This window comes from Streptomyces canus, from assembly GCF_030815415.1.
GTDB classification, from domain to species: Bacteria; Actinomycetota; Actinomycetes; order Streptomycetales; family Streptomycetaceae; genus Streptomyces; species Streptomyces canus_F.
The window spans coordinates 2516834-2540788 of record NZ_JAUSWW010000001.1; the positions used below are offsets into that span (position 1 = coordinate 2516834).

19 protein-coding genes and 1 pseudogene are annotated in these 23955 nt (G+C 70.5%); 10 read left to right on the forward strand and 10 right to left on the reverse strand.

From position 1 onward, the window contains the following. Positions 1 to 27 precede the first annotated feature (27 nt). Positions 28 to 750, reverse strand: a complete 723-nt coding sequence (locus QF037_RS11745) for a VOC family protein (protein ID WP_307024343.1) — start codon at positions 748 to 750, stop codon at positions 28 to 30. A 195-nt stretch (positions 751 to 945) separates the two neighbouring features. Between QF037_RS11745 and QF037_RS11750 the strand changes: the two genes are divergently transcribed. After that, positions 946 to 1530 (forward strand): TetR-like C-terminal domain-containing protein, encoded by a 585-nt coding sequence (locus QF037_RS11750; RefSeq protein ID WP_307024345.1) that lies wholly within the window; start codon positions 946 to 948, stop codon positions 1528 to 1530. Beyond that, entirely contained in the window at positions 1527 to 2354 is an 828-nt protein-coding gene (locus tag QF037_RS11755; RefSeq protein ID WP_307024347.1) for an alpha/beta fold hydrolase, read from the forward strand. Before QF037_RS11750 ends, QF037_RS11755 begins: the two co-directional genes overlap by 4 nt. On the opposite strand, the gene QF037_RS11760 is transcribed toward QF037_RS11755, so the two are convergent. Both QF037_RS11760 and QF037_RS11765 read right to left on the reverse strand, forming a co-directional pair. After that, a complete protein-coding gene (locus tag QF037_RS11760; RefSeq protein ID WP_307024349.1) occupies positions 2324 to 2782 on the reverse strand; it encodes a hypothetical protein in 459 nt (152 codons plus the stop codon). The genes QF037_RS11755 and QF037_RS11760 overlap by 31 nt on opposite strands. A gap of 58 nt (positions 2783 to 2840) precedes the next feature. Continuing rightward, positions 2841 to 3209 carry a VOC family protein gene (locus tag QF037_RS11765; RefSeq protein WP_307024351.1) on the reverse strand — a complete coding sequence of 123 codons (369 nt, stop codon included), beginning with the start codon at positions 3207 to 3209 and terminating at the stop codon, positions 2841 to 2843. Positions 3210 to 3309: 100 nt separating this feature from the next. Here QF037_RS11765 and QF037_RS11770 point away from each other — a divergent pair, with 100 nt between their 5' ends. Both QF037_RS11770 and QF037_RS11775 read left to right on the forward strand, forming a co-directional pair. Next, on the forward strand, positions 3310 to 4692 hold the full coding sequence (locus tag QF037_RS11770; RefSeq protein WP_307024353.1) for a hypothetical protein: 1383 nt from the start codon (positions 3310 to 3312) through the stop codon (positions 4690 to 4692). Between the two features lie 71 nt (positions 4693 to 4763). Next, the gene (locus QF037_RS11775; protein WP_307024355.1) at positions 4764 to 5159 is read left to right on the forward strand and encodes a hypothetical protein; all 396 of its coding nucleotides are present in this window, start codon (positions 4764 to 4766) and stop codon (positions 5157 to 5159) included. Here QF037_RS11775 and QF037_RS11780 read toward each other — a convergent pair. The 3 genes from QF037_RS11780 to QF037_RS11790 all read right to left on the reverse strand — a co-directional run bounded on the left by QF037_RS11780 (position 5137) and on the right by QF037_RS11790 (position 10084). Further along, positions 5137 to 7131, reverse strand: coding sequence for a PE-PGRS family protein (locus tag QF037_RS11780; protein ID WP_307024357.1), 1995 nt, complete (start codon positions 7129 to 7131; stop codon positions 5137 to 5139). The two genes, QF037_RS11775 and QF037_RS11780, sit on opposite strands and share 23 nt — an antisense overlap. Positions 7132 to 7155: 24 nt before the next feature. Next, complete coding sequence (locus QF037_RS11785; protein ID WP_307024360.1) at positions 7156 to 8847, reverse strand: DUF2264 domain-containing protein; 1692 nt, start codon at positions 8845 to 8847, stop codon at positions 7156 to 7158. A 190-nt stretch (positions 8848 to 9037) separates the two neighbouring features. Further along, positions 9038 to 10084 carry a rhamnogalacturonan acetylesterase gene (locus QF037_RS11790; protein ID WP_307024362.1) on the reverse strand — a complete coding sequence of 349 codons (1047 nt, stop codon included), beginning with the start codon at positions 10082 to 10084 and terminating at the stop codon, positions 9038 to 9040. 194 nt (positions 10085 to 10278) lie between these two features. Between QF037_RS11790 and QF037_RS11795 the strand changes: the two genes are divergently transcribed. Next, positions 10279 to 11961, forward strand: a complete 1683-nt coding sequence (locus QF037_RS11795; RefSeq protein WP_307024364.1) for a rhamnogalacturonan lyase B N-terminal domain-containing protein — start codon at positions 10279 to 10281, stop codon at positions 11959 to 11961. Between the two features lie 2 nt (positions 11962 to 11963). Here the strand turns inward: QF037_RS11795 and QF037_RS11800 are convergent, their stop codons facing one another. Both QF037_RS11800 and QF037_RS11805 read right to left on the reverse strand, forming a co-directional pair. Then, a complete protein-coding gene (locus QF037_RS11800) occupies positions 11964 to 13373 on the reverse strand; it encodes an RICIN domain-containing protein (RefSeq protein ID WP_307024366.1) in 1410 nt (469 codons plus the stop codon). A 1-nt stretch (position 13374) separates the two neighbouring features. Then, complete coding sequence (locus tag QF037_RS11805) at positions 13375 to 14454, reverse strand: glycoside hydrolase family 43 protein (RefSeq protein WP_307024368.1); 1080 nt, start codon at positions 14452 to 14454, stop codon at positions 13375 to 13377. 205 nt (positions 14455 to 14659) lie between these two features. On the opposite strand from QF037_RS11805, the gene QF037_RS11810 reads away from it, so the two are divergent. The 5 genes from QF037_RS11810 (at position 14660) to QF037_RS50940 (ending at position 20978) form a co-directional block, all read left to right on the forward strand. Then, a complete protein-coding gene (locus QF037_RS11810) occupies positions 14660 to 16759 on the forward strand; it encodes an autotransporter (protein WP_307024370.1) in 2100 nt (699 codons plus the stop codon). A 151-nt stretch (positions 16760 to 16910) separates the two neighbouring features. Then, complete coding sequence (gene mmuM, locus QF037_RS11815) at positions 16911 to 17831, forward strand: homocysteine S-methyltransferase (RefSeq protein WP_307024372.1); 921 nt, start codon at positions 16911 to 16913, stop codon at positions 17829 to 17831. Between the two features lie 174 nt (positions 17832 to 18005). Next, positions 18006 to 19436, forward strand: a complete 1431-nt coding sequence (gene rox, locus QF037_RS11820) for a rifampin monooxygenase (protein ID WP_307024375.1) — start codon at positions 18006 to 18008, stop codon at positions 19434 to 19436. 147 nt (positions 19437 to 19583) lie between these two features. Next, entirely contained in the window at positions 19584 to 20639 is a 1056-nt protein-coding gene (locus QF037_RS11825; RefSeq protein WP_307024377.1) for a LacI family DNA-binding transcriptional regulator, read from the forward strand. A 195-nt stretch (positions 20640 to 20834) separates the two neighbouring features. Further along, entirely contained in the window at positions 20835 to 20978 is a 144-nt protein-coding gene (locus tag QF037_RS50940) for a hypothetical protein (RefSeq protein ID WP_373463700.1), read from the forward strand. 193 nt (positions 20979 to 21171) lie between these two features. Here the strand turns inward: QF037_RS50940 and QF037_RS11830 are convergent. Then, positions 21172 to 22521, reverse strand: a pseudogene (locus tag QF037_RS11830) (carboxylesterase/lipase family protein); the annotation flags it as partial. A gap of 172 nt (positions 22522 to 22693) precedes the next feature. Beyond that, positions 22694 to 23944 carry an alginate lyase family protein gene (locus tag QF037_RS11835; RefSeq protein WP_307024380.1) on the reverse strand — a complete coding sequence of 417 codons (1251 nt, stop codon included), beginning with the start codon at positions 23942 to 23944 and terminating at the stop codon, positions 22694 to 22696. Positions 23945 to 23955 lie beyond the last annotated feature (11 nt).

Here is a 23955-nt window from a genome sequence, read left to right on the forward strand (position 1 = left end):
GGTGGTCGGTCTGATCCGCCGCCCGCGCTACCGGGGCGTCAGCACACAGAACTCGTTGCCGTCGGGGTCGAGCATCTCGACCCGGCCGGTCTCGCCGGGGTCGGCGTCGGCGAGCTCGGCGCCGAGGGCGAGGAGGCGCTCGACCTCGGTGCGCTGGTCACCGCCGGCGGGTGGCGCGAGGTCGAAGTGCAGTCGGTTCCGGCCCGTCTTCGGCGCGACCGGCGGGCCGCCCCAGGTGATCTTCGTCCCGCCGTGCGGCGACTGGATCGCGGTCTCCTCGTCCTGGTCCCAGACCAGCGGCCAGCCCAGCGCCTCGCTCCAGAAGTACCCGACCGCTTGCGAACCGTCGCAGGCCAGCGCTCCAATGAACGCGGTGTCGGCGAGGAAGTTGTTGCCCGCCGGGATCACACAGAACTCGTTGCCGTCGGGGTCGGCGAGCACCACGTGCCCCTCCTCCGGGAGTTGGCCGACATCGATGTGCCGCGCGCCGAGTCGCAGGGCCCGGTCCACCGTCTCCTGCTGCTGCTCCGGACAGGCACTCGTCAGGTCGAAGTGCATCTGGTTCTGGCCGACCTTCTTCTCCTGGGCCGGAAGGAAACGGAGCCGGAACCCGTGCTCCTCGGCGGGCAGCAGCGCGACTCCGTCGTGCGGGTCGTCGATCAACTCCCGCCCCAGGACCCCGGACCAGAATCCCGCGAGACTCCGTGGCTCACTCGCACCGAAACACATCGCGAACAGTTGACAAGTCATAGCCCCGCGCATCCCCGATCCGCTGCCCGGCCACTGCCGACAGGACGCCTCGTCGGCTCCCCGGGGCGGAAGCCTAGGGGCGAGCCGGCATCACGCGCAGCCCAATATCCGACGTGACCTTCATGTACTAGCATTCGACCTAGAGACCCTAGGTTTCTGAACAGCCCAGGTTTCCCTTCGGCACCCCGGAGCCCCATGGCCCGCGCAGGAATCACCCCCGACCGCCTCACCGCGGCCGCCGCCGACCTCGCCGACGAGGTCGGGTTCGAGAACGTCACCCTCTCCGCCCTGGCGCGGCACTTCGGGGTGAAGGACGCGAGTCTGTACTCGCACGTCAGGAATCTTCAGGAGCTGCGGACCCGTGTCGCGCTGCTCGCCGGAGGCGAGATGATCGACCGGATCGCCGTCGCCGTGGCGGGGCGGGCCGGGAAGGACGCGCTGGCCGCGTTCGCCGGGGCCTACCGGGAGTACGCGCTGGAGCGCCCCGGGCGGTACGCCGCCACCCAGATCCGTATCGACCAGGCCCTCGTCGCCGACTCCCCCGGCCTGCGCCGCACCACCGAGATCACCTACGGCATGCTCCGCGCCTACGGCCTCGAGGAACCCGACCTCACCGACGCCGTACGCCTGCTGCGCAGCACCTTCCACGGCTACTGCGCACTGGAGGCGAGCGGCGGCTTCGGCGCCCCCCGTGACGTACAGAAGTCCTGGAAACGCGCCATCGACGCCCTGCACGTCCTGCTGCAGAACTGGCCCCGCGAGGAGAGCGAAGAAGAGTGACCGACCTCTACTACGACGTCCGCGGCAGCGGTCCCGTGCTGCTGATCATCCCCGGCGGGGCGGGCCATCCCATGGGGCTCGGTCCGCTGACCGAGGCACTCGCCGACCGGTTCACCGTCGTCGTCCACGACCCGCTCGGCCTGGCCCACGGCCGGCTCGGCTCACCCGTCGACGACCAGCGCGTCGAGGACTGGAGCGACAGCGCCCGGCGGGTGCTCGACAGCGTCCTCGCCGACGGCGACACCGCGTACGTCCTCGGCACCAGCGCCGGCGCCGTCGTCGCCCTCGACCTGCTCGCCCGGCACCCGGAGCGGTTGCGGCACGTCGTCGCGCACGAGCCGCCCTGTGTGGGCGTGCTCCCGGACGGGCACCGGCACCGGGCCATGTTCCGGAAGGTGGCCGACACCTACCGCGGGGCCGGGCTGCGAGCCGCCGCCGCGCGGATGACCGCCGGGCTCACCGACCAGCCCGCCCCGGCCGCAGAGGCGCCTCTGGTGGGTCAACCCCTCACCCGTGAAGAGGAGTTGGGCAATCCCATGGCGCTTTCCCTCGCGCACGTCCTGGTCCCCTTCACCTCCTACGACCCCGATCTCACCGCCCTGGCCTCCGCTCCCCTCACCCTCGCCGCCGGAAGCGACTCGCGCGGTCAACTCCTCTACCGCACCGCGGAGTTCACCGCCCGGCAGACCGGGGCCGCCTTCGCCGAGTTCCCCGGCGGACACCTCGGCGTCGCCCAGCGTCCCGACGCCTTCGCCGAACATCTCGTCGGCGTGGTGGGGTTCGGGGAACACGGTCACGACAGGTCGCCCACCGCGTCCGCGTAGTACGTCGATCCCTTGAGGTGGAGGGCGAGTTCACGGAAGCTCCAGCCCTCGCCGGGAGAGTCGTCGAGTTCGCGCTCGGTGAGCGCGTCCAGCCGGGCGGCCCAGATCCGGGCCAGCCGGTCCAGACGGCTGCGGGCCTCGTCCAGGTCCTCCTGGGTGAAGGGCGCCAGGTCCGCCCCGGTCGTGATCGCCGAGGCGTACCAGTGGTCCGGCCGGGGGTCCACGCCCGCCAGCCGGGCCTCCATCTCCGCGAGATGGTCGACGAGGTGGTCGGCGACCCGGCGGATCGCCTTGTGCGGGGTGTAGACACGGCCGTCGGTCTCGTACAGCCTGCCGTCCCAGGCGGTCCAGGTCGCGGCCAGGGCGAGGACGTGGTCGACCATCCCGGTGACGGCCCGGGCGGGGGTTTCCTGCGGGTTCTCGGTCATACCGGCACGCTAGAAGGGTGTCGGTTCGGTGCCCGCCGAAGTGTCCCCGAGGGACCCGTTACGCTCCTCGCTCCGCCGCACTGCGCTCCACACAGAACTCGTTGCCCTCCGGATCGGCCAGCACCGCCCATCCCGTACCGTCCGGCTTGCGCCGGTCGTCGGAGAGCTTGGCGCCCAGCCCGAGCAGCCGCTCGACCTCCTCGTCACGGGTACGGTCCTGCGGCTGGATGTCGAAGTGGATCCGGTTCTTGGCCGTCTTGGGCTCCGGAACGGTGACGAAGAGCAGACCCGCGGCCTCGATCAGCGCCTCCTCGTCACCGGGACGGTCGTCCTCGTGCAGCGGCAGACCGAGAACCTCGGACCAGAAGCCGGCGAGGGCGTAGGCGTCGGCACAGTCGATCGTCGTATGACGGATGGCGGAAGTCATACGGCGGATTTTCGTGCAGTGCCTTCGCGGAGATCAATGCGCTTTTCGAAGAGATCGACGCGCGCGGCAACCATTCCTTTGCCTGCGGCCACATCAGGGCATGACTTCAGCACCACGCACCACGCGCCACCGCCGTGTCCGGGGCGCCCGCAAGCCACTGATCGCGGGGCTCGCCGCCACGGCCGCGCTCGTCGGCGCCTGGTACGCGACCGCCGGGGCGAGCACGGCCACCGGGCTCACCGTCTCCACGACCACGGTGTCCCTGTCCGCCAAGTTCCCCTATCTGTCGGTGGGTTACAACAACAGCCGCGAGTGGACGCGCACGGCGACGGCGGCCGCCCCGAACGGCACCCTGCGGGTGGCCTGGCCCGCCTCCGACGGCATCCACGTCACACCGCTGACGGCGGCCGGCAAGCGTTCGGGTGCGGACACGATCGTCAAGGGCGCCAAGGAGGTCGGCGGGCTGGTCGCGCACAACAACGGGTTCGCGCTGCTCACCCGGGTCTCCGACACCAACAAGTGGAAGGAGACGGCGGCCGCGATCGTCCGCTACACGAACGGCACGAAGACCTTCCAGACCAAGCTCACCGGCACCGCCACCCACGACACGTCCCCCACCCTGGACGGACAACTCACCTGGAACGGCACCAAGTACGGCGCCTACTTCGTGGTCCACGGCGCGGGCGGCTTCGCCGACGGTCATTTCGGCGACAAACTGTCCTACCTCAGCAGCACGGGCAAGAAGCTGAGCGGCGGCTGGAGTTGGGGCTGCAGCCACAACGAGGGCATCGCCCTGCACCCCGAGACGTCCGGCGCCTTCACCTCCCTCTGCTTCGACGACTGGCGCTCGGGCCTGTTCGTGTCCACCGGTATCGGCGCCCCCGACGTCGCGCCGGTCGTGCAGCGCGAACAGTGCTGGGCGGGCTACTGCGGCGGTACGTTCGCGGGTCGTACGGGCGACCTGGTGAAGTCCGCCACCGGCCGTTACGCCACCGCCTTCGCCTCCCGCGGTGCCGCGTCGGCCAAGAAGAACCCCGACGACTCCAGCGGGCGCGGCTGGAGCGTCACGGCGAAGACCAGTACCCACCAGGTCGCCGTCGCGTTCATGAAGAACCGTGACTCCGGTCCCGGCAAGGCGGTCTACCTCTCCACCACCAAGGGCACGGACCACGTCAACGTCCGCCTCGCCCCGTACGGCAAGGACCGGCTCCTGCTCTCCTGGGAGTCCGTCAAGAACGCCACGTGCACGGCCGGCACCTGCACCGGCACCTTCGCGGGCACCCATCTGCGTCTCATCGACTGGAACGGCAAGTTCCAGGGCGCGGACAAGATCGTGAACACCCGGATCACCGGTGACATCGCGGTCCAGAAGGACGGCGCGCTGACCTGGGCGTCCGTACCCGTCACCCCGTCGTACGCGGCCGCCCTCACCGGGGCGTCCCCGACGACCAAGACGCTGAAGATCAGCCGCCTGACTCCCTGAACGCGTACAACCACCTCCCCGTCCGGCGTGTCTCCCAGGTGCGATGCACGCGGACGGGGGAGGTCGGTGCGATGTCCGACGAACAGTTCAAGCGGGATGTACAGCGTTTCTTCTGGCTTCCGCCGGATGTGCCGCGCCCGCCCGCCCGGGTGTGGGCCACCCTGCGGGTCTGGCTGCTCTGCCTGGCAGTCGGGGCGCTGGGCGCGGCTGTCGGCTGGGAGGAGGAAGGCCTCGTCGTGATGATGATGGTGGTGATGGCGAACCTGCTGGACGACGTGTTCGAGGGGGTACGCCACCGCTGGCCCGCCTTCGTGGCCGCCCTGGCGTTCGGCTGGGGCGTGAACCGGCTCGGCCACGCCCTGATACCTTCCTCCGACTCGCTGTGGGGCGAGTACGGCATCTATGCCCTGTGGACGCTGGTGGCCATGGCGACCTTCGTCGCTGTCAGTCGGCTGCCCCGGCGGTGAGTACGCCGACCATCCGGCGTACGACCTCGGCGGGCAGCGCCGGATTCCGGGCCGCCGTCTCCGCGTTGCCGGTGCCCGTCCGCAGCAGCATGACCAGGAGCCGGACCGGCAGCCGAGGGTGGAGCGCGGCGGCATGCCGGATGTGCTCGTGCGGATCCTCCAGCAGCCGCGCGGCGCCCGCCGCCGAGAGCCGGGGGTCGGTGGCGGCGCGGTAGCGCACCTCCTCGTCGGGGTCCCTGCTGAGCCGTTCCACCAGCTCGGGCGTGGACAGCGGGTCGTCCAGGGCCAGTTGGCGCATGCGGGGGCTGGGGTCGTCGGCGTACCGCAGGAGGCCGTGGCGGGGGAAGTTGGGGTGGCCGCGCGGCCGGTCGGGGGAGCTGAGGCTGCCGGTCCACCACTGCCACACCTCCAGGAGCATGTCGGCGGGCGCGTCCTCGCAGGACTCGGCCAGAAAGAGCTGGACGACGCGGTCCTCGTCCCGGGCCAGGCGTGCGACGACGTCCGGCGGCAGACGGCGGGCGCGGGCGACGCTTCTGCGGATGAGCGGGTGGCAGGAGGCGGCCAGGCGGCGCATGGCGTCCTCGTCCTCGTGGAGGGCGACGACCCAGTCGAGAGCCCAGGAGTGCTGGTTCGGGTCGAACTCGAAGTCGATGCGCGCGCGTTGCTCCTCGGTGAGGTCGGCCCGCTGCGCCACGACGTAGCGCACGTCGGCATCGGGGTCCTCGGCGAGGAGGGCGGCGAGGTCCGGGTCCAGGCGCGGGTTGCGTGCCAGCGAGCGGCGCTCGTCCGGTGTGCCGTGCCGTGCCAGGTCTTCGGCCAGGCCCCGCTCCAGGCGGCACGTCTCCAGTGCCTGGCCACGGATGTCCTGGACCCCCTGGATCTCCTGGGCCTCGAACACGGCACGGGGCATGGGGTGTTGCCGGTGGTGCAGCAGCCGGGCGCGGACGCGCACGGTGCCGTGCGGATCGGCCAGGAGCGCTTGCTGTGCGGCGGCGTCGAGATGGGGCCAGGCCGTCAGACAGGCCACGGCCCGCACGCCGCCGTCGGGGTCGGCGGCCAGCGCGACCGACAGATCGGCGGGCAGGTTCTTGAGCCGGGCCGTCTCGGAGCGCACGCGCGGGGAGGGGTCGGCGGCGAGTCTGCGGCAGGTGCCTTCGTCGAGTTCGGCCCAGCGCTCGGCGGCGATCATGGTGAGCAACCACCGTTGGCGCTCGTCCTGCTCGGCGAGGATCACCCGGTCCCACTGCTCGGGAGTGATGTTCGGCTGGTGCTCGGCCGCCCGCATCCGCCTCTTCCAGTCCGGATGGGCCAGGGCGGCGTCCAGGGCTTCTGTCGACAATGCGCTGTACATCGCATACGAAGACCTGTCGACCAGCTGGGACCGCAGCTCCTTCGGGGTGGCCGCGTTGAGCGAGAGCCCGCTCGCCCAGGCGTCGATCACTTTCTCCGGGGGCCTCGGCCCCTGGAACAGCGACTCCCAGGCGGCCGCCCGGTCCTCCGCCGTCTCCCGGCCCGCAAGCCGCGCGGCCTCCTCCTGCCGCTCCCTGATCCGGTCGACGGCGACGAGCCAGACGGCGTACTCCTCGGTCGTGACGCCCAGCAGGGTGTCCCCGTCCGGCGACATGGTGAGGAACTCCGGCTGCCCGGGCCGCTCGCCGAGCACCCCGGCGAGATCCCAGTCGGCGGCGAGCCGGACCCGGATCCACCGCCGGGGCGCGCACCCGGCGTCGACCAGGAACACCCCGTCCTCGCCGAGGATCCCCGTCTCGGACGCCAGCCGGAACCACTGCGCGTTGATCTCGGCGACCGGATCGGCCCGCTCGAAGCCCACCGCCACGGCCGGCTCCGCCTCCCACTTGGCGACATGGCGCCACGCGAACGGAGGCGGCAGCACCTCCTCGACCCGCCGCTCCCCCACGACCTCCAGCCCGGCCCGCCCCAGCAGTTCTACGAGTTCATCCGTCCCACCCATGATCCCCATACTGCCCGAGACGGCTCACCCCTCGGCCCCGACCGACACCCCGGCGTCGTCCAGCCGGACCCGCACCTCGGCTCCCGCACGCCAGCGGACCGTCAACTCGCCCGCGCCGTCGGCCCGTACGGTCACGGCCTCGTCCAGCGGCACGGGATCCGCCTCTCCGGTGAGCCGGACGAGCGCGACGAAGAGCGTCCCGCCCTCGCCGGTGACTCCGGTCAGCGCCGCGTCGAGACCGACGGCGGGCGACGCCTGCGCCAGCACACCGTCCCGAGCCGCCCACCCGGTGACCCTCACCGGCGTCCCGGGCTCGGCTCCGGACACCAGATGGGCCCGCACCTCCACGGCCCCGCGCGCCAGCACCACGCTGGTCACCCGCGCTCCACCGCCGGCCGCGTGCCGCGAGGCCACCCACCCGTCCCCCAGCCCGAGCGGCTCGATGTCGGTACGGCTCGGATCGTCGCCGACGATCACGGTGTTGTCGTACGACGGTGAGGGCGCCGTCACCGTGGAGTACGCGAGGCGCGTGTAGTACGGGTCGTAGCGGACGTCCTCGCTGCCGTGGTTGTGGAGGCGGACCAGACCGTCCGAACTGGTCGACTGGATCAGCCAGTTCGGGGCGGTGACCGGTCGGACCTCGTCCGCGCGCTCGACCGGGGACGGCTCCTCCTCGGCCGTCCACACCTCGTGGTCCGGCGGGAGGAGCAGGCCGAGGAAGGCCTTGCTCGCCCAGTACGGGGAAGCGGGGCCCGAATAGCCCTGGAGGACGGCGGAGTCGGGGCCGTGCCAGCCGAGGGTCAGCAGGCCGTCGGAGTTCACCGCGCCCCGGTCGAGGAAGTACTTCAGCGCCCCGGACGCCAGCCGCCGCGTCTGCCCCGGCGTGAGCGGGGTACGGCCGGTCAGGGCGCCGAGCCACAGGGGGGCCGTCGTGGCGAAACGATAAGTCAGCGAGCGGCCCTGATGCATGGGGGCACCGTCACCGCCGAACAGGCGGGCGTAGTCGGCAAGGTGGGCCTCCAACCGCTCGCCGTATACAGTCGACAGCCGACTGTCGTCGGCGAACCAGGCATGCAACACCGGATACAGGTGCATCGCCCAGCCGTTGTAGTAGTCGAACTTGCGACCCTCCCCGTCGGTGTACCAGCCGCCGCCGACGTACCACTCCTCGATCCGCTCAAGACCGCGGTCGATCGCCTTGCGCGAGGCCTCGGGCTCGTGGCCGATCTCCTGGAGGAACCCGCCGACGGTGACCGGGAACAACTCCCAGTTGCAGGGCCAGGCCTCGGCGGTCAGCGCGTCGCCGAGCCAGGCGGCGGCCCGCTGGCGCACCCCTTCGTCCAGCCGGTCCCACAGCAGCGGGCGCGTCAGCCGCAGCGCCACGGCGATGGACGCCGCCTCCACCAGCGGCTGACTCCGGTCCTCGATACGCGGCCAGACTCCGGAGACTCCGGCCGCGAGACCTTCCGCGTACCGCTGGAGGGCGGTCTCGTCCTGCCGGAAGGCGGCCAGCAGTATCGTACGGGCGTACCCCTCCAGCCCGTCGGAGAGCCGACCGGACCAGCTCGTGCGGTCGCCCGGGAAGTAGTAGAGGGCGCCCCCCTCGGCGGCGTACGGCTCCGTGGCAGCGAGCAAGCCGTCGGCCGCGGCCTCCCAGTGGGCGCGCGTGTATCCGGTGTACGGGCTACGGATGCGGTCGGCGGGAGGGAGGTGCATTGAGCTCTCTTTCAGATCTTGAAAATGTCCGGCACGATAACGCGCCCCGAAAGGGGCGCGGGGCTGTGTCGATAAGCGGCTCCGCCGCGCGGGCGCGATCAGCCCCCACCGGCCCGCGGCGTGTCACGGCTCAGCAAGCGCAGCGAACAGGCCTGGGGCGCCCCGGTTCCGGTCGAGGCGCCCCAGGGGCTCATCCCGCCCGCACCAGGCCTTTCGGCACCAGGTGCTGGGCGAGGAGTTCGTCGCGGACGAGGCCGGCGTACACCGTGGCCCCGTGCACGGAGGTGTGCGTGTTGTCCCGCTTCTCGTTGTAGAGGTAAATCGCCTTGGAACCCTCGACTCCCAAGGATTCCACGAGCGACTTCGTCTTCGCCGTCAAGTCGATCAGCGGGACGTCCTGCGCGGCGGCGACCGAGCGGGTGACTGCGGGGTGGTCGACGCCGAGTCCGTTGACCAGGAGTGCGGTGTTGTTGTTCAGGGTGCCGTCGGAGTTGAACCAGCGTCGCACGATAGGCGTCACGAGGACAGGCTCACCGCCCTTTTCCCGGATACCGGCGACCAGTGTCTCCAGGTTCGTCCGGTAGGTCACCTCGTCGGTGGTCTTGTCGTTGTGGGCGAGCTGGACCAGGACGAGGTCGCCGCGGCGGATCAACGGCTGGACGGTGGCGAACAGTTGAGGATTGGACAGGTAGGTCACCGTGCTCTCGCCGGAGTCGGCGTAGTTGGCGACGGAGACGCCCTTGCGGAGGTACTGGGGCAACTGCTGGCCCCAGCCGGAGTACGGGTCGCCGGGCTGGTCGCAGACCGTGGAGTCGCCGACGAGGAAGATCTGGCGGGTGTGCCGGGCGGGGGTGACCTTGATGTCGGCGAGCGCGGGGGCCGAGCCGCCGAGCACGAGGTCCAGGCCGGGGGTGCCCTCGGCGCCGGTGGGTTCGCCCTCGGGGGTGCGGACGTTCACGGTGAAGCTGCGGGCGGTCCGCTCGCCGGCCGCGACGGCGGTCTCGGGGAGCAGGGAACGCCGGGTCTCACCGCTGACGCTCGTGCTCGATCCGGCGTCGCCGCCGAGGAGGACCTTCACGTCGTACGTGCCCGCGGGGACGTCGAAGTGACACCCGGTGGCGGTGCAGTTCTCGATGCCGAGGGGGCGGTGCCCCTCGGCTGCGGCATGGGCCGGGACGGCGGTCAGTGCGGTGCTCAGTGCGACCGTCGCCAGCAGGGCGAGGTTGAAACGTCTCATTCGAGGCTCCTACGACACACGACAAGGCCTGGCGGCTGGACCGTACCCCCATCGGCAAGCGCTTTCTAGACCTCGGGTCGATTTCACAAGATTGCCAACCTCCAGCAAGCGAAAGCCCTTTCGCGAAATCGATTCAACTGTCACCCTCGCTCTCACCCGCACCACCCCCACATGTCCTCGAAGGAGGCACCCCCATGTCCGGATCCGCTGCGAACAGACCGGTCCGCCGCCGCACCTTCGTCCTCGGCACCGCTGCCACCGCCGGCACGGCCGCCCTGGCCGGCCCACTCGCCCAGACCGCCTCCGCCGCGACCTTCGGCTGGAGCGACGACGGCTCCAACTACGTCGTCGACACCGGCGCGAACCTGGTCTTCAAGGTCAGCAAGACCAACGGCGACCTGACCTCGCTGGTCTACAAGGGCACCCAGTACCAGGGCTACGGCGGCAAGAACTCGCACATCGAGTCCGGCCTCGGCACCTCCACCGTGAGCATCAAGCAGTCCGGTACGACGATCCTGATCTCGGTCGCGTATGGCACGCTGAAGCACTACTACGCGGCCCGCAGCGGCGAGAACAACATCTATCTGTGGACCAACAAGGCCGACACCTCGGTCAGTGCGACCCGCTACATCCTGCGCGTCAACGCGGGCAAGTTCCTCAACGACGAGTCCGACTCCTACACCTACGCGCCCACCACCATCGAGGCCCAGGACGTCTTCGCGAAGTCCGACGGCCAGACCCGCTCGAAGCACTACACGAAGTCCCGGGTCATCGACTACAACTACGTCGGCTGGACCACCGGCAGCGTCGGCCTCTACATCGTGCGCTCCAACCATGAGAAGGCCTCCGGCGGTCCGTTCTACCGCTCCCTCCTGCGCCACCAGAGCGCGGACGGCGGCGGCCTGTACGAGATCCTGTACTACGGCGAGAACCAGACGGAGGCCCAGCGCTTCGGCCTCCAGGGCCCCTACGTCATCGCCTTCACGGACGGCGGCGCCCCCTCCTCCGCGCTGTACCCGGGAACCCTCACCACGTCGTGGGCCGACTCGCTCGGCATCTCCGGCTACGTCCCCGCGAGCGGCCGGGGCAAGGTCGCGGGAGTCGGCATCACCGGCCGGAACACGGCCTACGCCTACACGGTCGGGCTCGCCAACTCCGCCGCCCAGTACTGGGGTACGGCTCGGGCGTCGGACGGCTACTTCTCCATCGGGGGTGTCCTTCCGGGGACGTACACCCTGACCGTGTTCAAGGGCGAACTGGCCGTCCACACCGGCTCGGTGAGCGTCAGCGCGGGCGGCACGACCACCCTCAACACCATCGCGATCCCCTCCTCGAACGACCCGAGCAACGCGGGCGCGATCTGGCGCATCAACGACTGGAACGGCACGCCGAGCGGCTTCAAGAACGCCGACCTGATGACGTACGCCCATCCGTCCGACGTCCGCGCCGCCTCCTGGACCGGGAACGTCATCATCGGCAGCGGCACCGAGACCTCGGCGTTCCCCTGCTATCTGTGGAAGGACGTCAACAGCGGGATCATCGTCTACTTCAAGCTGACGGCCGCCCAGGCCGCCGCCGCGCACACCCTGCGCATCGGTGTGACGACGGCGTACGCCAACGGCCGTCCGCAGGTCGTCGTCAACGACGCCTGGACGTCCGCCGTCCCCTCGCCGCCCACCCAGCCGAGCACCCGGTCGCTGACCGTGGGCTCCTACCGGGGCAACAACTACACGTTCACCTACAGCGTGCCGGCGTCCGCCTGGCTGACGGACACCAGCGCCTACAACACGCTGAAGATCTACGTGGCGAGCGGTTCGGGGTCGACGTCCTTCCTCAGTGCCGGTACGTCGATCGACGCGATCGATCTGCTGGCCTGACGTCAGGTTCCGCGCGTCCACTGCTGGTTGGTCGCTCCGTTGCACGTGTACGTGATGATCGCGGCGGAGTTGGCGGTGGACGCGCCGTTCACGTCCAGGCACTCGCCGGAGGCGCGGGCCTTGATGTTGACGTACGAGCCCGAAGTGACCACCGACCACTGCTGGGTGGTCGCGCTGGCGCAGTTCTCCTGGGTGACGGTGGACGCGTTCTCCTGGAGGCACAGGGAGCTGCCGCGGCCGACGAGCTGGTAGTAGCCGGTGCCGAGGTCCTTGAACCAGAACTTCTGGTTGTTGCCGCTGTTGCAGGTGTACTGGGCGAGGGCGATGCCCTGCCACAGGGACTGGTTCGGTACGTCGACGCACTTGGAACTGTTGCGGGCGATCAGGGTGTTGTACGTCGCGCTTCGCCCGGAGATCGTCCCGGCGACCGCGTCGACGGTGACCTCGGGGTACCAGGACATCGACATCGTGGTGGAGCTCGGGAAGGTCAACGGCAGCCACACATAGCGGGAGTCGTTGACGGTGCCGCCGAAGGAGTTGCCCCAGCGGTCGCCCATGTAGAGGTACGAGGTGCCCGAAGTGCCCTGCACGGGAAGGACGTACGCGGTCTGCGAGTTGTACGTCGTGGAGTCGCCGACGTTGGCCATCGACGTCCACGGTCCGGCGAGCGAGGTCGCGGTGGCGTACTGCTGCTGGTTGGCGCTCCAGCCGGTCGCACCCGACGTCAGCATGAAGTAGACGCCGCCCCGCTTGAAGAGGGCCGGGGCCTCCCGGTGGCCGCCCGCCCAGGGGTTGGCGACCAGGCTGTCGATGGCGGTGTAGGCGGAGTTGAGCTTGTAGATGTGCAGGTCGTAGTTCTCTTTGGCGGCGGACACCATGTAGCCGGTGCCGTCGGTGTCGACGAACGTGGTGATGTCACGGGACATGTGGGTGCCCAGCGGACGGAAGCTGCCCTGGTAGGTGTAGTTCCCGTCGACGGTGTCGGAGACGGCGACGGCGGCGCGGGCCTCGCCGTAGTCGGTGCCGTTCTCCTTGTGCATCCACATCACGAACTTGCCGGTGGACGCGTTGTACATGACCTTGGGCCGCTCGATGTAGGCGGTGCCCAGCTCGGCGGCGGAGGACTGGGTCAGGACGTTGTTCCTGAACTCCCAGTTCTTCAGGTCGGTGGAGCGGTAGGCGGACACGTACCGGAAGGTGTTGTCGGAGTTGCGGTTCTCTCCGAACCAGTAGTAGTACGACCCGACCTTGATGACCCCGCCGCCGTGGGCGTGCAGGGCGCCTCCCGAACTGTCCGTGAACTGGACCCCGTTGGGGATCGTCAGGGCGGCGGCCTGGGCCGGTCCCGCGGTGACCAGGGCGCCTGCCAGGGCCAGACAGAGGGCGAGCAGTACCGCGTACGCACGTCTCATCTCACGCACTCTCCTTCACCGAGTCGATGGCGGTGTCCGCCACCGGTATGCCGAAGTCCGGGGTGCCGTCCGCGTTCCAGCCCAGCTTCTGGACACGGGTGTGCCGGTTGGGATCGTTCAGCGGGTCGCCGACGATCTCCTTGTACTGCCGGGCGTGGTAGACGAGGACGTCGCTGCGGCCGTCCTCGGCGACGGTGAAGCTGTTGTGGCCGGGGCCGTACTGCTTCGTGGTGTCGTTGCTGGTGAAGACCGGGGTGGGCGACTTGGACCAGTTGGCGGGGTCCATGAGGTCGGCGTCCGCGTCGGCGGTCAGCAGGCCCATGCAGTAGTTGAAGTCGGTGGCGCTGGCCGAGTACGACATGAACAGGCGGCCGTTGCGGGCGATGACCGAGGGGCCCTCGTTGACCTTGTAGCCGATGCACTCCCAGTCGTACTCGGGTGTGGACAGCCGTACTTGAGGGCCCGTCAGGGTCCACGGGTTCGCCATCCTCGACAGCCACAGCGCGGTGTTGTTGCCCATGCCGGGCTCGTGCTGGGCCCAGGCGAGGTAGCGGCTGCCGCGGTGGGTGAAGGTGGTGGCGTCGAGGGAGAAGGTCTCCCAGGCCGTCTTCAGCTGGCCGCGTTCGACCCACGTCCCCTTGAACGGGTTGGGACTGGCGTTCTCCAGGACCCAGATACGGATGTCCCAGACGCTCTCGGCGGGTGCGGAGGCGAAGTAGATGTACCACTTGCCGCCGATGCGGTGGATCTCCGGCGCCCAGATGTGAGCGCCCATGGGGCCGGTCGCGTGCTTGGTCCAGATGACCGACTCGGGTGCGGTCGCCAGTCCGTTCAGGGTGCGGGAGCGGCGCAGGATGATCCGGTCGTACTCGGGGGCGGTGGCGGTGAAGTAGTAGTGGCCGTCGGAGTGCCGGTGGATGTGGGGGTCGGCGCGGTTGCGGACGAGCGGGTTCACGAACGGGGGTGTCTTCTTCGGGCTCGGAGCGGCTGCGGCGACGGTGGGGGTCACGGCCAGGGCGCCCGCGGCCAGGGCGCCTTTCAGCAGCAGTCGCCTGTCGGGGACCTCGGGGGTGCGGCTCATACGGACTGCCTCTCGGATGGGGGTGTCCTGAGAGTGATGTTCGATATTGAGAACATCTGTTGTTATTGCGAACAGCCGAAAGGTAAGGCTGGGGAACGAGGAGGTCAACGGGTCGGACGCGACTAAAGAAGGCGCTTTCTACCGGGCGGGCACTTCGCGGGAACATTTCTGTTATCGACGGCCGGTCCGGCCCGTCTCCGTAACCGTGCGCAGCCATACCCACAAGACAGCAGCCGCAGCCGGCGCCCTCGCGACGGTCGCCTTCCTGATCGCCACTCCCCCGGCGCGGGCGGTCGGCACCCTCGACATCACCGCCGACGTGCTCGCGGGCCGGAACGTGACGCTCGCCGGCGACACGGTCGTCACCGTCCCCTCCGGCACGACGACGTACGACGGACTCCTGCGCGGCGAGGGCACGCTCACCGTGCGCGGCACCGGAACACTGATCCTGACCAGGAACAGCGACTTCACGCTGCCGAAGTCCCGGCAGCGGCAGAAGGTGTCGATCCAGGGCGGCAACCATCCCTACGTCACCACGACCGCCCCCGACCCCCCGGCGATCACGGTCGCACGCGGGGCGACACTTCAGTACGGCAACGGCGGCTCGACCGGTCTGATCGGCCACTTCCCTTACGGCACCCCGCAGTTCGCGCTCAACCAGGACAACATCCGGGTCGACGGCACCCTGCGACTGTCCCTGAAATCCGCCTACAACCTGGGCACCATCAGCGGCTCCGGGCTGATCACCCAGCCGCGCTTCCTCTGGGGCACATGGGACCTGTCGGGCACCCACCCCTTCTCCGGGGTGATCGACAACGGCACGCAGGTCAACGCCGGGCGACCGGAGTTCGCGACCGCGCTGCCGAACGTCCGCAAGGTCCTCAACCAGGGCACCTGGACCGTGGACACCCCGCTGGGGCAGACCGTCACCGAGGGCATGGACTTCTACCAGCGCGAGTACGGCAGCGACATCAACGTCCAGTCCCGGCCGGGCGGCAAGGTCGTCCTGACCGGCCAGTACAGCTGGTCGAACCAGGGCGGCGACACCGATCCCTCGCTCAGCGACCCGTCCCTGAACTGGACGCCCGCCCGCAAGAACGTCAACAAGCGCGGCACCAACATCAAGGGCGCGAACGTCCAGTGGGGCGACGGCACGACGCACAGGATCTTCATGCCGGGGACGGCGGAGACGGTCTACATCAACCTGCTGGCGGCGCGCTCCCGCTCGCTGCTCACCTTCGACTACAACGGGCCGGTGACGCTGGGCGCCCCCATCGGCGGCGGCAAGTTCCACGACACCCTGGCCGCACCCGGCGCCGGGGACATCGTCATCGCCGGGACCCGCGGGAACGACGTCACCTTCGCGGCCGTGCAGTACTACGACGGCTCCACGACCGTCGAGAAGGGTGCGGTGCTGCGGCTGGGCAGCGGCCGGGCGGGCGGCGACGGTGGACTGTATACTGCAGGCAGTCTGTACAAGGTCGTGAACAACGGCTCGCTCGTGCTGAACAACGTCGGCAAGGCCCTCACTCTGTCCCGGATCACCGGCAGCGGGTCGGTCACCCAGTCGGGCGCCGCGACGACGACCCTGACGGGGAGCGGGGTGACGTACACGGGCACGACCACGGTGAAGAAGGGCACGCTGGCGCTGCGGCAGGGGGCCACGCTGCGACGCAGCAAGGCGATCCGGCTGACCTCCGCGGGCTCCCGGCTGGACGCGGGCCCGACGGGGCTGCGGGTGGCGACCACGCTCAGCGGCAAGGGCACGGTGAAGGGCTCGGTGACCAACGACGGTGTCGTCGCCGGCGGGCTCACGGTCTCCGGGAACTACACGCAGAGCGCGAAGGGCGAACTCGTCCTGCGTGACAAGCCGTTGAAGGTGACCGGTGCGGTGCGCCTGGGCGGGGCCCTGGACCTCGCGGCCGCCGGGACCGAGCCCGCGCGCGACATCACGGTGCTGAACCACACGGGCGGCTCGAAGACCAGTGGCACGTTCACCGGGCTGAAGGAGGGCACGAAGGTCAAGCTCGCCGACACCACGTACCGGATCAGCTACCGGGGCGGTGACGGGAACGACGTCGTACTCACCGCCACCGCCACCGCCGCGAGCAAGTCCCCTTCCCCGTCCGCGACTTCGTCCTCGGCCGCGGTGGCGACCCGCACCGTGGGCGCCGCGGAGGACGACCGCCTCGGCTGGTGGCCGTACGCGCTGGGGCTCGGTCTGCTGGGCGGACTCGCGGTTCCGGCGACCAGGCTGCGGCGCGGGAACCGACGAGGGGGCGGACGGCACGCGGCGAACAGCTGAGGCCTCTCACACCCCCGGAGCCCCCTCAGCGCCCACCCTCTCCCGAGGCTGGGCCGGGCGGGGGCGACACGATCACGTTCCGCCGTTCCGAGCCTGTTCGCGGGGTGGACAAGCACGGCCCGAGGCCGGTCCCCGGAGTACCGTCGACGGCATGACCAGCAACTCCTCCCTCGCCGAGGCCCTCGCCGCCGGGACCGTCGTGCTCGACGGCGGCATGTCCAACCAGCTCGAGTCCGCCGGGCACGACCTCAGCGACGAGCTGTGGTCGGCGCGGCTGCTCGCCGAGCGGCCCGAGGCGATCACCGAGGCGCACCTCGCCTACTTCGAGGCGGGCGCGGACGTGGCGATCACCTCCAGCTACCAGGCCACCTTCGAGGGCTTCGCCAAGCGCGGAATCTCCCACGAGCGGGCGGCCGAACTGCTCACGACGAGCGTCGAGCTGGCCCGCGAGGCGGCCTCGCAGGCCGAGGCGAAGGGCGTCACGCGGCCGCTGTGGGTGGCGGCGTCGGTCGGCCCGTACGGGGCGATGCTGGCGGACGGCTCCGAGTACCGCGGGCGGTACGGCCTGAGCGTCGACGAGCTCGAACGTTTCCACCGGCCCCGGCTGGAGGTGCTCGCCGCCGCCGGACCCGACGTACTGGCTCTGGAGACGGTGCCGGACGCCGACGAGGCGGAGGCGCTGGTGCGGGCGGTCCGTGGACTGCGTACACCCGCCTGGCTTTCGTATTCGATCGACGGTCGGCACACCCGCGCCGGGCAGCCGCTGGAGGAGGCCTTCGCCCTGGCCGCCGACGCGGACGAGGTGATCGCGGTCGGCGTGAACTGCTGCGCGCCCGAGGACGTGGACGCCGCCGTCGAGATCGCCGCGCGTGTCACCGGCAAGCCGGTCGTCGTCTATCCCAACAGCGGCGAGGCCTGGGACGCCGAGGCCCGCGCCTGGAACGGCCGCTCCTCCTTCGCCCCCGGCCAGGTGCGCGCCTGGCGGGAGTCCGGGGCCCGGCTGATCGGCGGGTGCTGCCGGGTGGGTCCGCGGGCGATCACGTCGATCGCGGGGACGCTGGCGCAGGCGTAGAGCGACGACGGGCGACAAGAGGAAAGGCAAGGAGTCAGCTACTCCTTGCCACTCTCAACCTATAGCGCACTGGGGGCCTTGCGGCAAGACCCCCCACGTACCGCAGAATCTCCGGTCGAAGCCAGAAGCGGCTGAAATCAGCGATTCGCGCTACATGCGCTTATGGGGAGTCTCATGATCGACGTGATCATCGCCGGTGGCGGACCGACCGGCGCGATGCTCGCCGGCGAGCTGCGGCTGCACGGCGTGCGGGTGCTCGTGCTGGAGAAGGACGCCGAGCCCGCCGCGTACGTCCGCTCGCTCGGCCTCCACGTACGCAGCATCGAGGTGATGGACCAGCGCGGTCTGCTGGAGCGGTTCCTCGCCCACGGCCGGCAATACCCCGTCAGGGGTGGCTACTTCGCCGCCATCGACAAGCCGGTGCCCGAGCTGGACACCGCGCACGGCTACATCCTCGGCATCCCGCAGCCCGTCACCGATCGCCTGCTGGCTGAGCACGCCACCGAGCTCGGCGCCGAGATCCGGCGCGGGTGCGAGGTGGTGGGCGCGAGCCAGGACGAGGACGGGGTGAGCGTCGAACTCGCCGACGGCACACGGCTGCGCTCGCGCTTTCTCGTCGGCTGCGACGGCGGGCGCAGCACGGTGCGCAAACTGCTCGGGATCGGCTTCCCCGGTCAACCCGCCCAGACCGAGACGCTGTTGGGCGAGATGGAGGTGACGGAGACCCAGGAGACGATCACCGCCGTCGTGACGGAGATCCGGCAGACCGAGAAGCGCTTCGGCCTCGGACCCGTCGGGGAGGGGCGGTACCGCGTCGTCGTGCCCGCCGAAGGGGTGGCCGAGGACCGCTCGGTCCCGCCGACCCTGGAGGAGTTCAAGCGGCAGTTGCGGGCCTGTTCGGGCACCGACTTCGGGGTGCACTCGCCGCGTTGGCTCTCCCGGTTCGGCGACGCCACCCGGCTGGCCGAGCACTACCGGGTCGGCCGGGTGCTGCTGGCCGGCGACGCCGCGCACGTCCACCCGCCGCTGGGCGGACAGGGGCTCAACCTCGGTATCCAGGACGCGTTCAACCTCGGCTGGAAGCTGGCCGCCGAGGTCACGGGGCGGGCTCCCGAGGGACTGCTGGACAGTTACGAGGGCGAACGGCGCCCGGTGGCCGCCGCCGTACTGGACAACACCCGCGTGCAGAGCCTGCTGATCTCCACCGACCCGACCGCCCAGGCGGTGCGGCGGCTGATGGCGGAGCTGATGGACTTCGAGGGCGTCAGCCGGCACCTGATCGAGAAGGTCACCGCGCTCGACATCCGGTACGACGTCGGCGAGGGCCACGAGCTGCTCGGTCGGCGGCTGCGCGACGTGAAGCTGAAGCAGGGGCGTCTCTACGAGCTGATGCACGGCGGCCGCGGGCTGCTGCTCGACCAGACCGGCGGCCGGCTCTCGCTCGCGGGCTGGGCGGACCGGGTCGACCACGTCGTCGACGGCAGCGAGGAACTGGACGTGCCCGCCGTGCTGTTGCGGCCGGACGGCCATGTGGCGTGGGTCGGTGAGGACCAGGAGGAGCTGCTCGACCGGCTGCCCCGTTGGTTCGGCGCCGCCACCGGCTGAGCGCGTAGCCGCCGCAGTTCCTGCCGCATCCCCCTCGTCCCGGCCCTCCCCCGCTGCTAGCCTCCGGTTCGGGAACCGGTTTCCATCCATGTTGCCGCAGTTCCCGAGGGGTGGGCCGACCAGCCCGGGGAGAGGGACGAGGCAGGCATGACCAGAAAGAGCGAGGACGCGAGCCGCAGCACCATCAGGGACGTGGCGGCGCGCGCGGGGGTGTCCGCGTCGACCGTGTCGCGGGTGCTGGGCGGGGACTATCCGGTGAGCGCGGCGACCCGTACGCGCGTGATGCGGGCGGTCCGCGAGATGGACTACGTCGCCGACGCGCGCGCCAAGGCGATCGCGGGCGTCGGCACGCCCACGCTGGCGTTCGTGCTCGAGGACATCACCGGCCCGTCGTTCGCGCTGATGGCGCACGGCGTGGAGCGTGAGGCGATGCGGCTGGGCCATCTGTGCCTGGTGTGCAGCACGGAGGGCGACGCGCGGCACGAGCTGGAGTTCGTGGAGATGATGCGCGCGCAGCGGGCGGCCGCCGTGATCCTGGTCGGAGGCGGCGCCGACACCGCCGAGTACCGCGAACGCACCCGCCGCATGGCCGACTCGCTCGCCTCGGCCGGCTCCCGCCTCGTACTGTGCGGGCGCCCGCCGCTGGGGCCCGGGGCACCGGTCACGGTCATCGAGTACGACAACGAGGGCGGCGCCTACGCCCTGGTCGCGCACGTCCTCGCCCAGGGCCACCAGCGGGTGCTGTTCCTCGGCGGCAAGTCCGACCACAGCACGGCACAGGGGCGCGAGCGCGGCTATCTCGCCGCCCACCGGGCGCGCGGTGTCGAGCCGGCCGAGGAACTGGTGCGGCACGGCGACTTCACCCGCGACTCGGGCCACCGGCTGATGCGCGAGGCGCTGGAGCGGAAACTGGACTTCACGGCCGTGGTCGCCGCCACCGACATGGTCGCGGCGGGCGCGCTCACCGCGCTGCACGAGGCGGGCCTCAGTGTGCCGCGCGATGTGTCACTGGCCGGGTACGACGACATCCCGTTCGCCCGGGATCTGCATCCGGCGCTGACGACCGTGCATGTTCCCTACGAGGAACTGGGCAGGCTCGCTGTGAGGACCGCGCTGGGGCGCGAACCGAACACCCCGGACGAGCATCTGCTGCTGGGCACGCATGTGGTGGTACGGGACTCGGTGGCGCCGCTGAAGGAATAGGCGGCGCGGCCGCGGGCGCCGTGGGCCTCTTGTCGCGGAACCGGTTGCTTCCTGTGCTCACGATCTTGGCAACGCTCTCTGTCCTGGAGCCTCCCGCATGAGCACCGGCCCCATGCAAGTTGTCCTGCGCGGGCCATCCGCTGCGGGCCGCCGTGGCCGCCCTACGGCTCCCCCCTTACGGTCCGGCACGACCCCGTGCTGCTGGGCGGGGTCGGTGTCGTCACTGCCGACGGACTGCGCCGGGGAGGCGGAGACGCCGTACCACTGACCGCAGTTCCGTACTCCGCGTGGGCGAACCGTCAGGAAGGGCCGATGCGGGTGTGGATTCCGGAGGCGTGACGTCGGCGGCCCAGAGGGCGAAACCGGTGTCCCGGGGGCCGTGTGCCGTGTACGGCGGACTGTATGCGAAATCCGGGCGACCGTCGGCTGTCGGCGCCGGGCGGCCGTCGATCGCGTAGTCCGCCCGACCGTCGCCGACGTCACCGAAGATCCGCACCGGGTGCGTCTCGTCCCACGTCTCCCACCCCGGATCCCCGTCGACCACGAACCGCACCCACGCCCCGTGCATCGCCTCGGCCAGCTCGTGCGGTGCCCCTTCCCCGGCGAGCTTGGCCGACTCGGGACGGTCGCCCGTGTCGAAGACGAAGCCCAGTTCCAGGGCGTGGCAGGAGCCGAGGCCGGGGAGGTTGGAGGGCCAGGCGAACTCGTAGACGTACGCGGCGTCGGGGCGTGCCTCGGCCAGGCGGTGCAGGGGAAGGCGCAGCAGGTGGTCGGTGACCATCTGGCCGACGATCTCGGCGGTGCCGGCGTCGGGGTGCAGGACGCGGTAGCCGCGCGGCACCTCGTGGCCGGCGTGGCAGCGGGCCATGGCACCGGCCAGGGCGACGGCGCCGAGGCGGTCGACGCGTTCCAGGAGACCGCCGGGGACCAGCCAGAGCCGGTACTCGTCCCGGGTCCAGCCGACCATCAGGTCGACGTCACGGGCCGCGTCGCCCTCGGTCAGTGCCTCCAGGGGGTCGCGCGGGACGAGGTCGCCGTCCACGACGATGCCGAAGGCGGGACCGCCGAGCACCGGGCTGCTGAGCCGGCCGACCTCGCCCTGGGTGCGCAGCAACAGTTCGCGGTCGACCTCGGCGAAGGCGGCCGCGGTGGCGGGGATCTTCAGCCGTGCGGCCATCCGGCGCACCATCCGCCGTACCTTGTCGCGGTCGGCGGCCTCGGGCGGCCCGCTCTGCAGGATCGCGCGCCGCACCAGACCCTGTGCCTGCGGTGCGGCGAGCAGGGCGCCGGTGCTGATGGCGCCCGCGGACTGGCCCGCGAGGGTGATGCGGGCGGGGTCGCCGCCGAAGGCCTCGATCGACCGGTGCACCCACTCCAGCGCGGCAAGCTGGTCGCGCAGGCCCGGGTTGGCGGGGGCGTCCGGGAACAGGCCGTAGCCCTCGACTCCCAGCCGGTAGTTGACGGAGACGAAGACGACGCCGTCACGGGCGAAACCATGCCCGTCGTACACCGGCACGGCGGAAGAACCCCTGGTCAGAGCGCCGCCGTGCAGCCAGACCAGAACCGGGAGCCGGGCCCCGCGGCCCGGCTCCGGTGTCCATACGTTGAGGTTGAGACAGTCGTCGCCGGGCACGACCGGATCGGACAGGTACTGCGCGAAGGCTTCGGAGTACGGCGGTTTCGGCGCCGTGGGCCCGAAGGCCCCCGCGTCCCGCACCCCCTCCCACGGCTCGGGCGGGAGGGGCGGCCGGAACCTTCGGGGGCCGAAGGGGGGTGCCGCGTAGGGGATGCCGCGGAACACCGCGATCCCGTTCTCATGACGGCCGCGTACGGCTCCGTACGGCGTGCTCACCACGGGATCCTTCTGGACTGCTGCCGTCATTCGCCCACCAGCCTCCTCGCCGCACTCGTGCACCGGTAACAACAGAGCACCACATCACGGCGCGCTATTCCGGCGCACGAGGGCGTCTGGAGGCTGTTCGGGGTACATCGCATACAGTCCGCTACCGTCCGTACACGGTGTGGGCTGTGGTGTGTACAGACGGTGCCGCGTGCTACTTCGCGTACATCAGAGTGCCGAAGCCGAGCTGGTCGAAGCCGCCGCTGGTGGAGCCGTAGTCTCCGCCGCCGCCCTCGGGGGCGTTGGCGTAGTAGAACGCCGAGATGTACTTGTCGTCGAGGCTCAGGCGCCGGTTGTAGTGGAAGTGGAGCATCGCCCAGACGGGGCGGATCTGGCCGCGGGATGCGGAGGAGATCACCGTCTGGGAGGACTGGGAGCAGTTCTGGCCGGTGCCCCAGGTGTAGGTGGTGAAGGGGACGTCGTTGCCGAGGTTGTACTTCGCGACGTACTGGGCGCCCTTCATGAAGCGGCGGCCGTCGTACGAGTAGAGGTCGTCGCCCTGGTTCCAGGCCATCTCGCAGATGGCGCCCATCTGGCCCATGCCCATGACGGTGTGCCCCTGGTCGCGGCCGGACTCCTGCCACTGGCCCAGCGCATAGCCGTCGGAGTCCGTGTACAGGTACGGCACCGCGTGCGCGAGGGAGCCGTTGCCGGCACCGGACTTGAAGTAGGTGACGGCCTGGTCGTACTTGGCGCTGTCCTCGTTGAGGATGCCGATGGCCAGGATCGAGGCCATGTTGCACAGGTCCCAGTTGGCCCAGTAGTTGGTGATGCAGGCGTCGTTGTGGTTGGTCAGGAAGCTGTTGTTCATCGGGTAGAAGACGCGCGCCATCATCTCCTGGGCGGCGGCGAGGTCGAATCCGCCGTAGTCCCGCATGAGTTCGCAGGCGTTGGCGAACTGCCAGCCGTAGAGACCGGCCGCCAGGAACCGGTCGGCGTTGCCGGTGACAGTGGTCAGCGTGGTGGACCACGCGTTGAGGATGGCGGCCGCGCAGGCGGCGTTGGCCTCGGTGCCGCCGACCTTCCAGCGCAGCGCGTTCTGATAGGCGGCGGCGATGTCGTTGTAGAGGAGGCCGTAGTTCTCGCCGGTGCCGCCGCGGATGACGGTGGCGGTGGCCCGGTTGGTCCAGGTGGACTGGGAGTGGGAGTTGGCGACCAGTTTGTTCCAGCCGGACAGCCAGGGGTCGGTGCCGGCGGCGACCCTGACCTTGGCGCGGTTGATGTCACCGGCGTTGTGCAGCATGCCCGGATGGGTCCAGGTGGACGGGGCGGCGTCCGCGGTGGTGGCGGCGAAGGCGCCGCCCCCGAGGGCGAGGGCGGCGCCGAGTCCGCCGGCGGTCCTCAGCAGACCGCGGCGGCTCAACTCGCCTTCTTGAACACGCCGGTGGGGGGATGTGCGGCTCATGTGCGTTTCCA

Coding starts and splice junctions, on each gene's coding strand:
- QF037_RS11745 (WP_307024343.1), bottom strand. CDS start 750: ATGACTTGTCAACTGTTCGCGATGTGTTTCGGTGCGAGTGAGCCACGG.
- QF037_RS11750 (WP_307024345.1), top strand. CDS start 946: ATGGCCCGCGCAGGAATCACCCCCGACCGCCTCACCGCGGCCGCCGCC.
- QF037_RS11760 (WP_307024349.1), bottom strand. CDS start 2,782: ATGACCGAGAACCCGCAGGAAACCCCCGCCCGGGCCGTCACCGGGATG.
- QF037_RS11765 (WP_307024351.1), bottom strand. CDS start 3,209: ATGACTTCCGCCATCCGTCATACGACGATCGACTGTGCCGACGCCTAC.
- QF037_RS11770 (WP_307024353.1), top strand. CDS start 3,310: ATGACTTCAGCACCACGCACCACGCGCCACCGCCGTGTCCGGGGCGCC.
- QF037_RS11775 (WP_307024355.1), top strand. CDS start 4,764: ATGTCCGACGAACAGTTCAAGCGGGATGTACAGCGTTTCTTCTGGCTT.
- QF037_RS11780 (WP_307024357.1), bottom strand. CDS start 7,131: ATGGGTGGGACGGATGAACTCGTAGAACTGCTGGGGCGGGCCGGGCTG.
- QF037_RS11785 (WP_307024360.1), bottom strand. CDS start 8,847: ATGCACCTCCCTCCCGCCGACCGCATCCGTAGCCCGTACACCGGATAC.
- QF037_RS11790 (WP_307024362.1), bottom strand. CDS start 10,084: ATGAGACGTTTCAACCTCGCCCTGCTGGCGACGGTCGCACTGAGCACC.
- QF037_RS11795 (WP_307024364.1), top strand. CDS start 10,279: ATGTCCGGATCCGCTGCGAACAGACCGGTCCGCCGCCGCACCTTCGTC.
- QF037_RS11800 (WP_307024366.1), bottom strand. CDS start 13,373: ATGAGACGTGCGTACGCGGTACTGCTCGCCCTCTGTCTGGCCCTGGCA.
- QF037_RS11805 (WP_307024368.1), bottom strand. CDS start 14,454: ATGAGCCGCACCCCCGAGGTCCCCGACAGGCGACTGCTGCTGAAAGGC.
- mmuM (WP_307024372.1), top strand. CDS start 16,911: ATGACCAGCAACTCCTCCCTCGCCGAGGCCCTCGCCGCCGGGACCGTC.
- rox (WP_307024375.1), top strand. CDS start 18,006: ATGATCGACGTGATCATCGCCGGTGGCGGACCGACCGGCGCGATGCTC.
- QF037_RS11825 (WP_307024377.1), top strand. CDS start 19,584: ATGACCAGAAAGAGCGAGGACGCGAGCCGCAGCACCATCAGGGACGTG.
- QF037_RS11835 (WP_307024380.1), bottom strand. CDS start 23,944: ATGAGCCGCACATCCCCCCACCGGCGTGTTCAAGAAGGCGAGTTGAGC.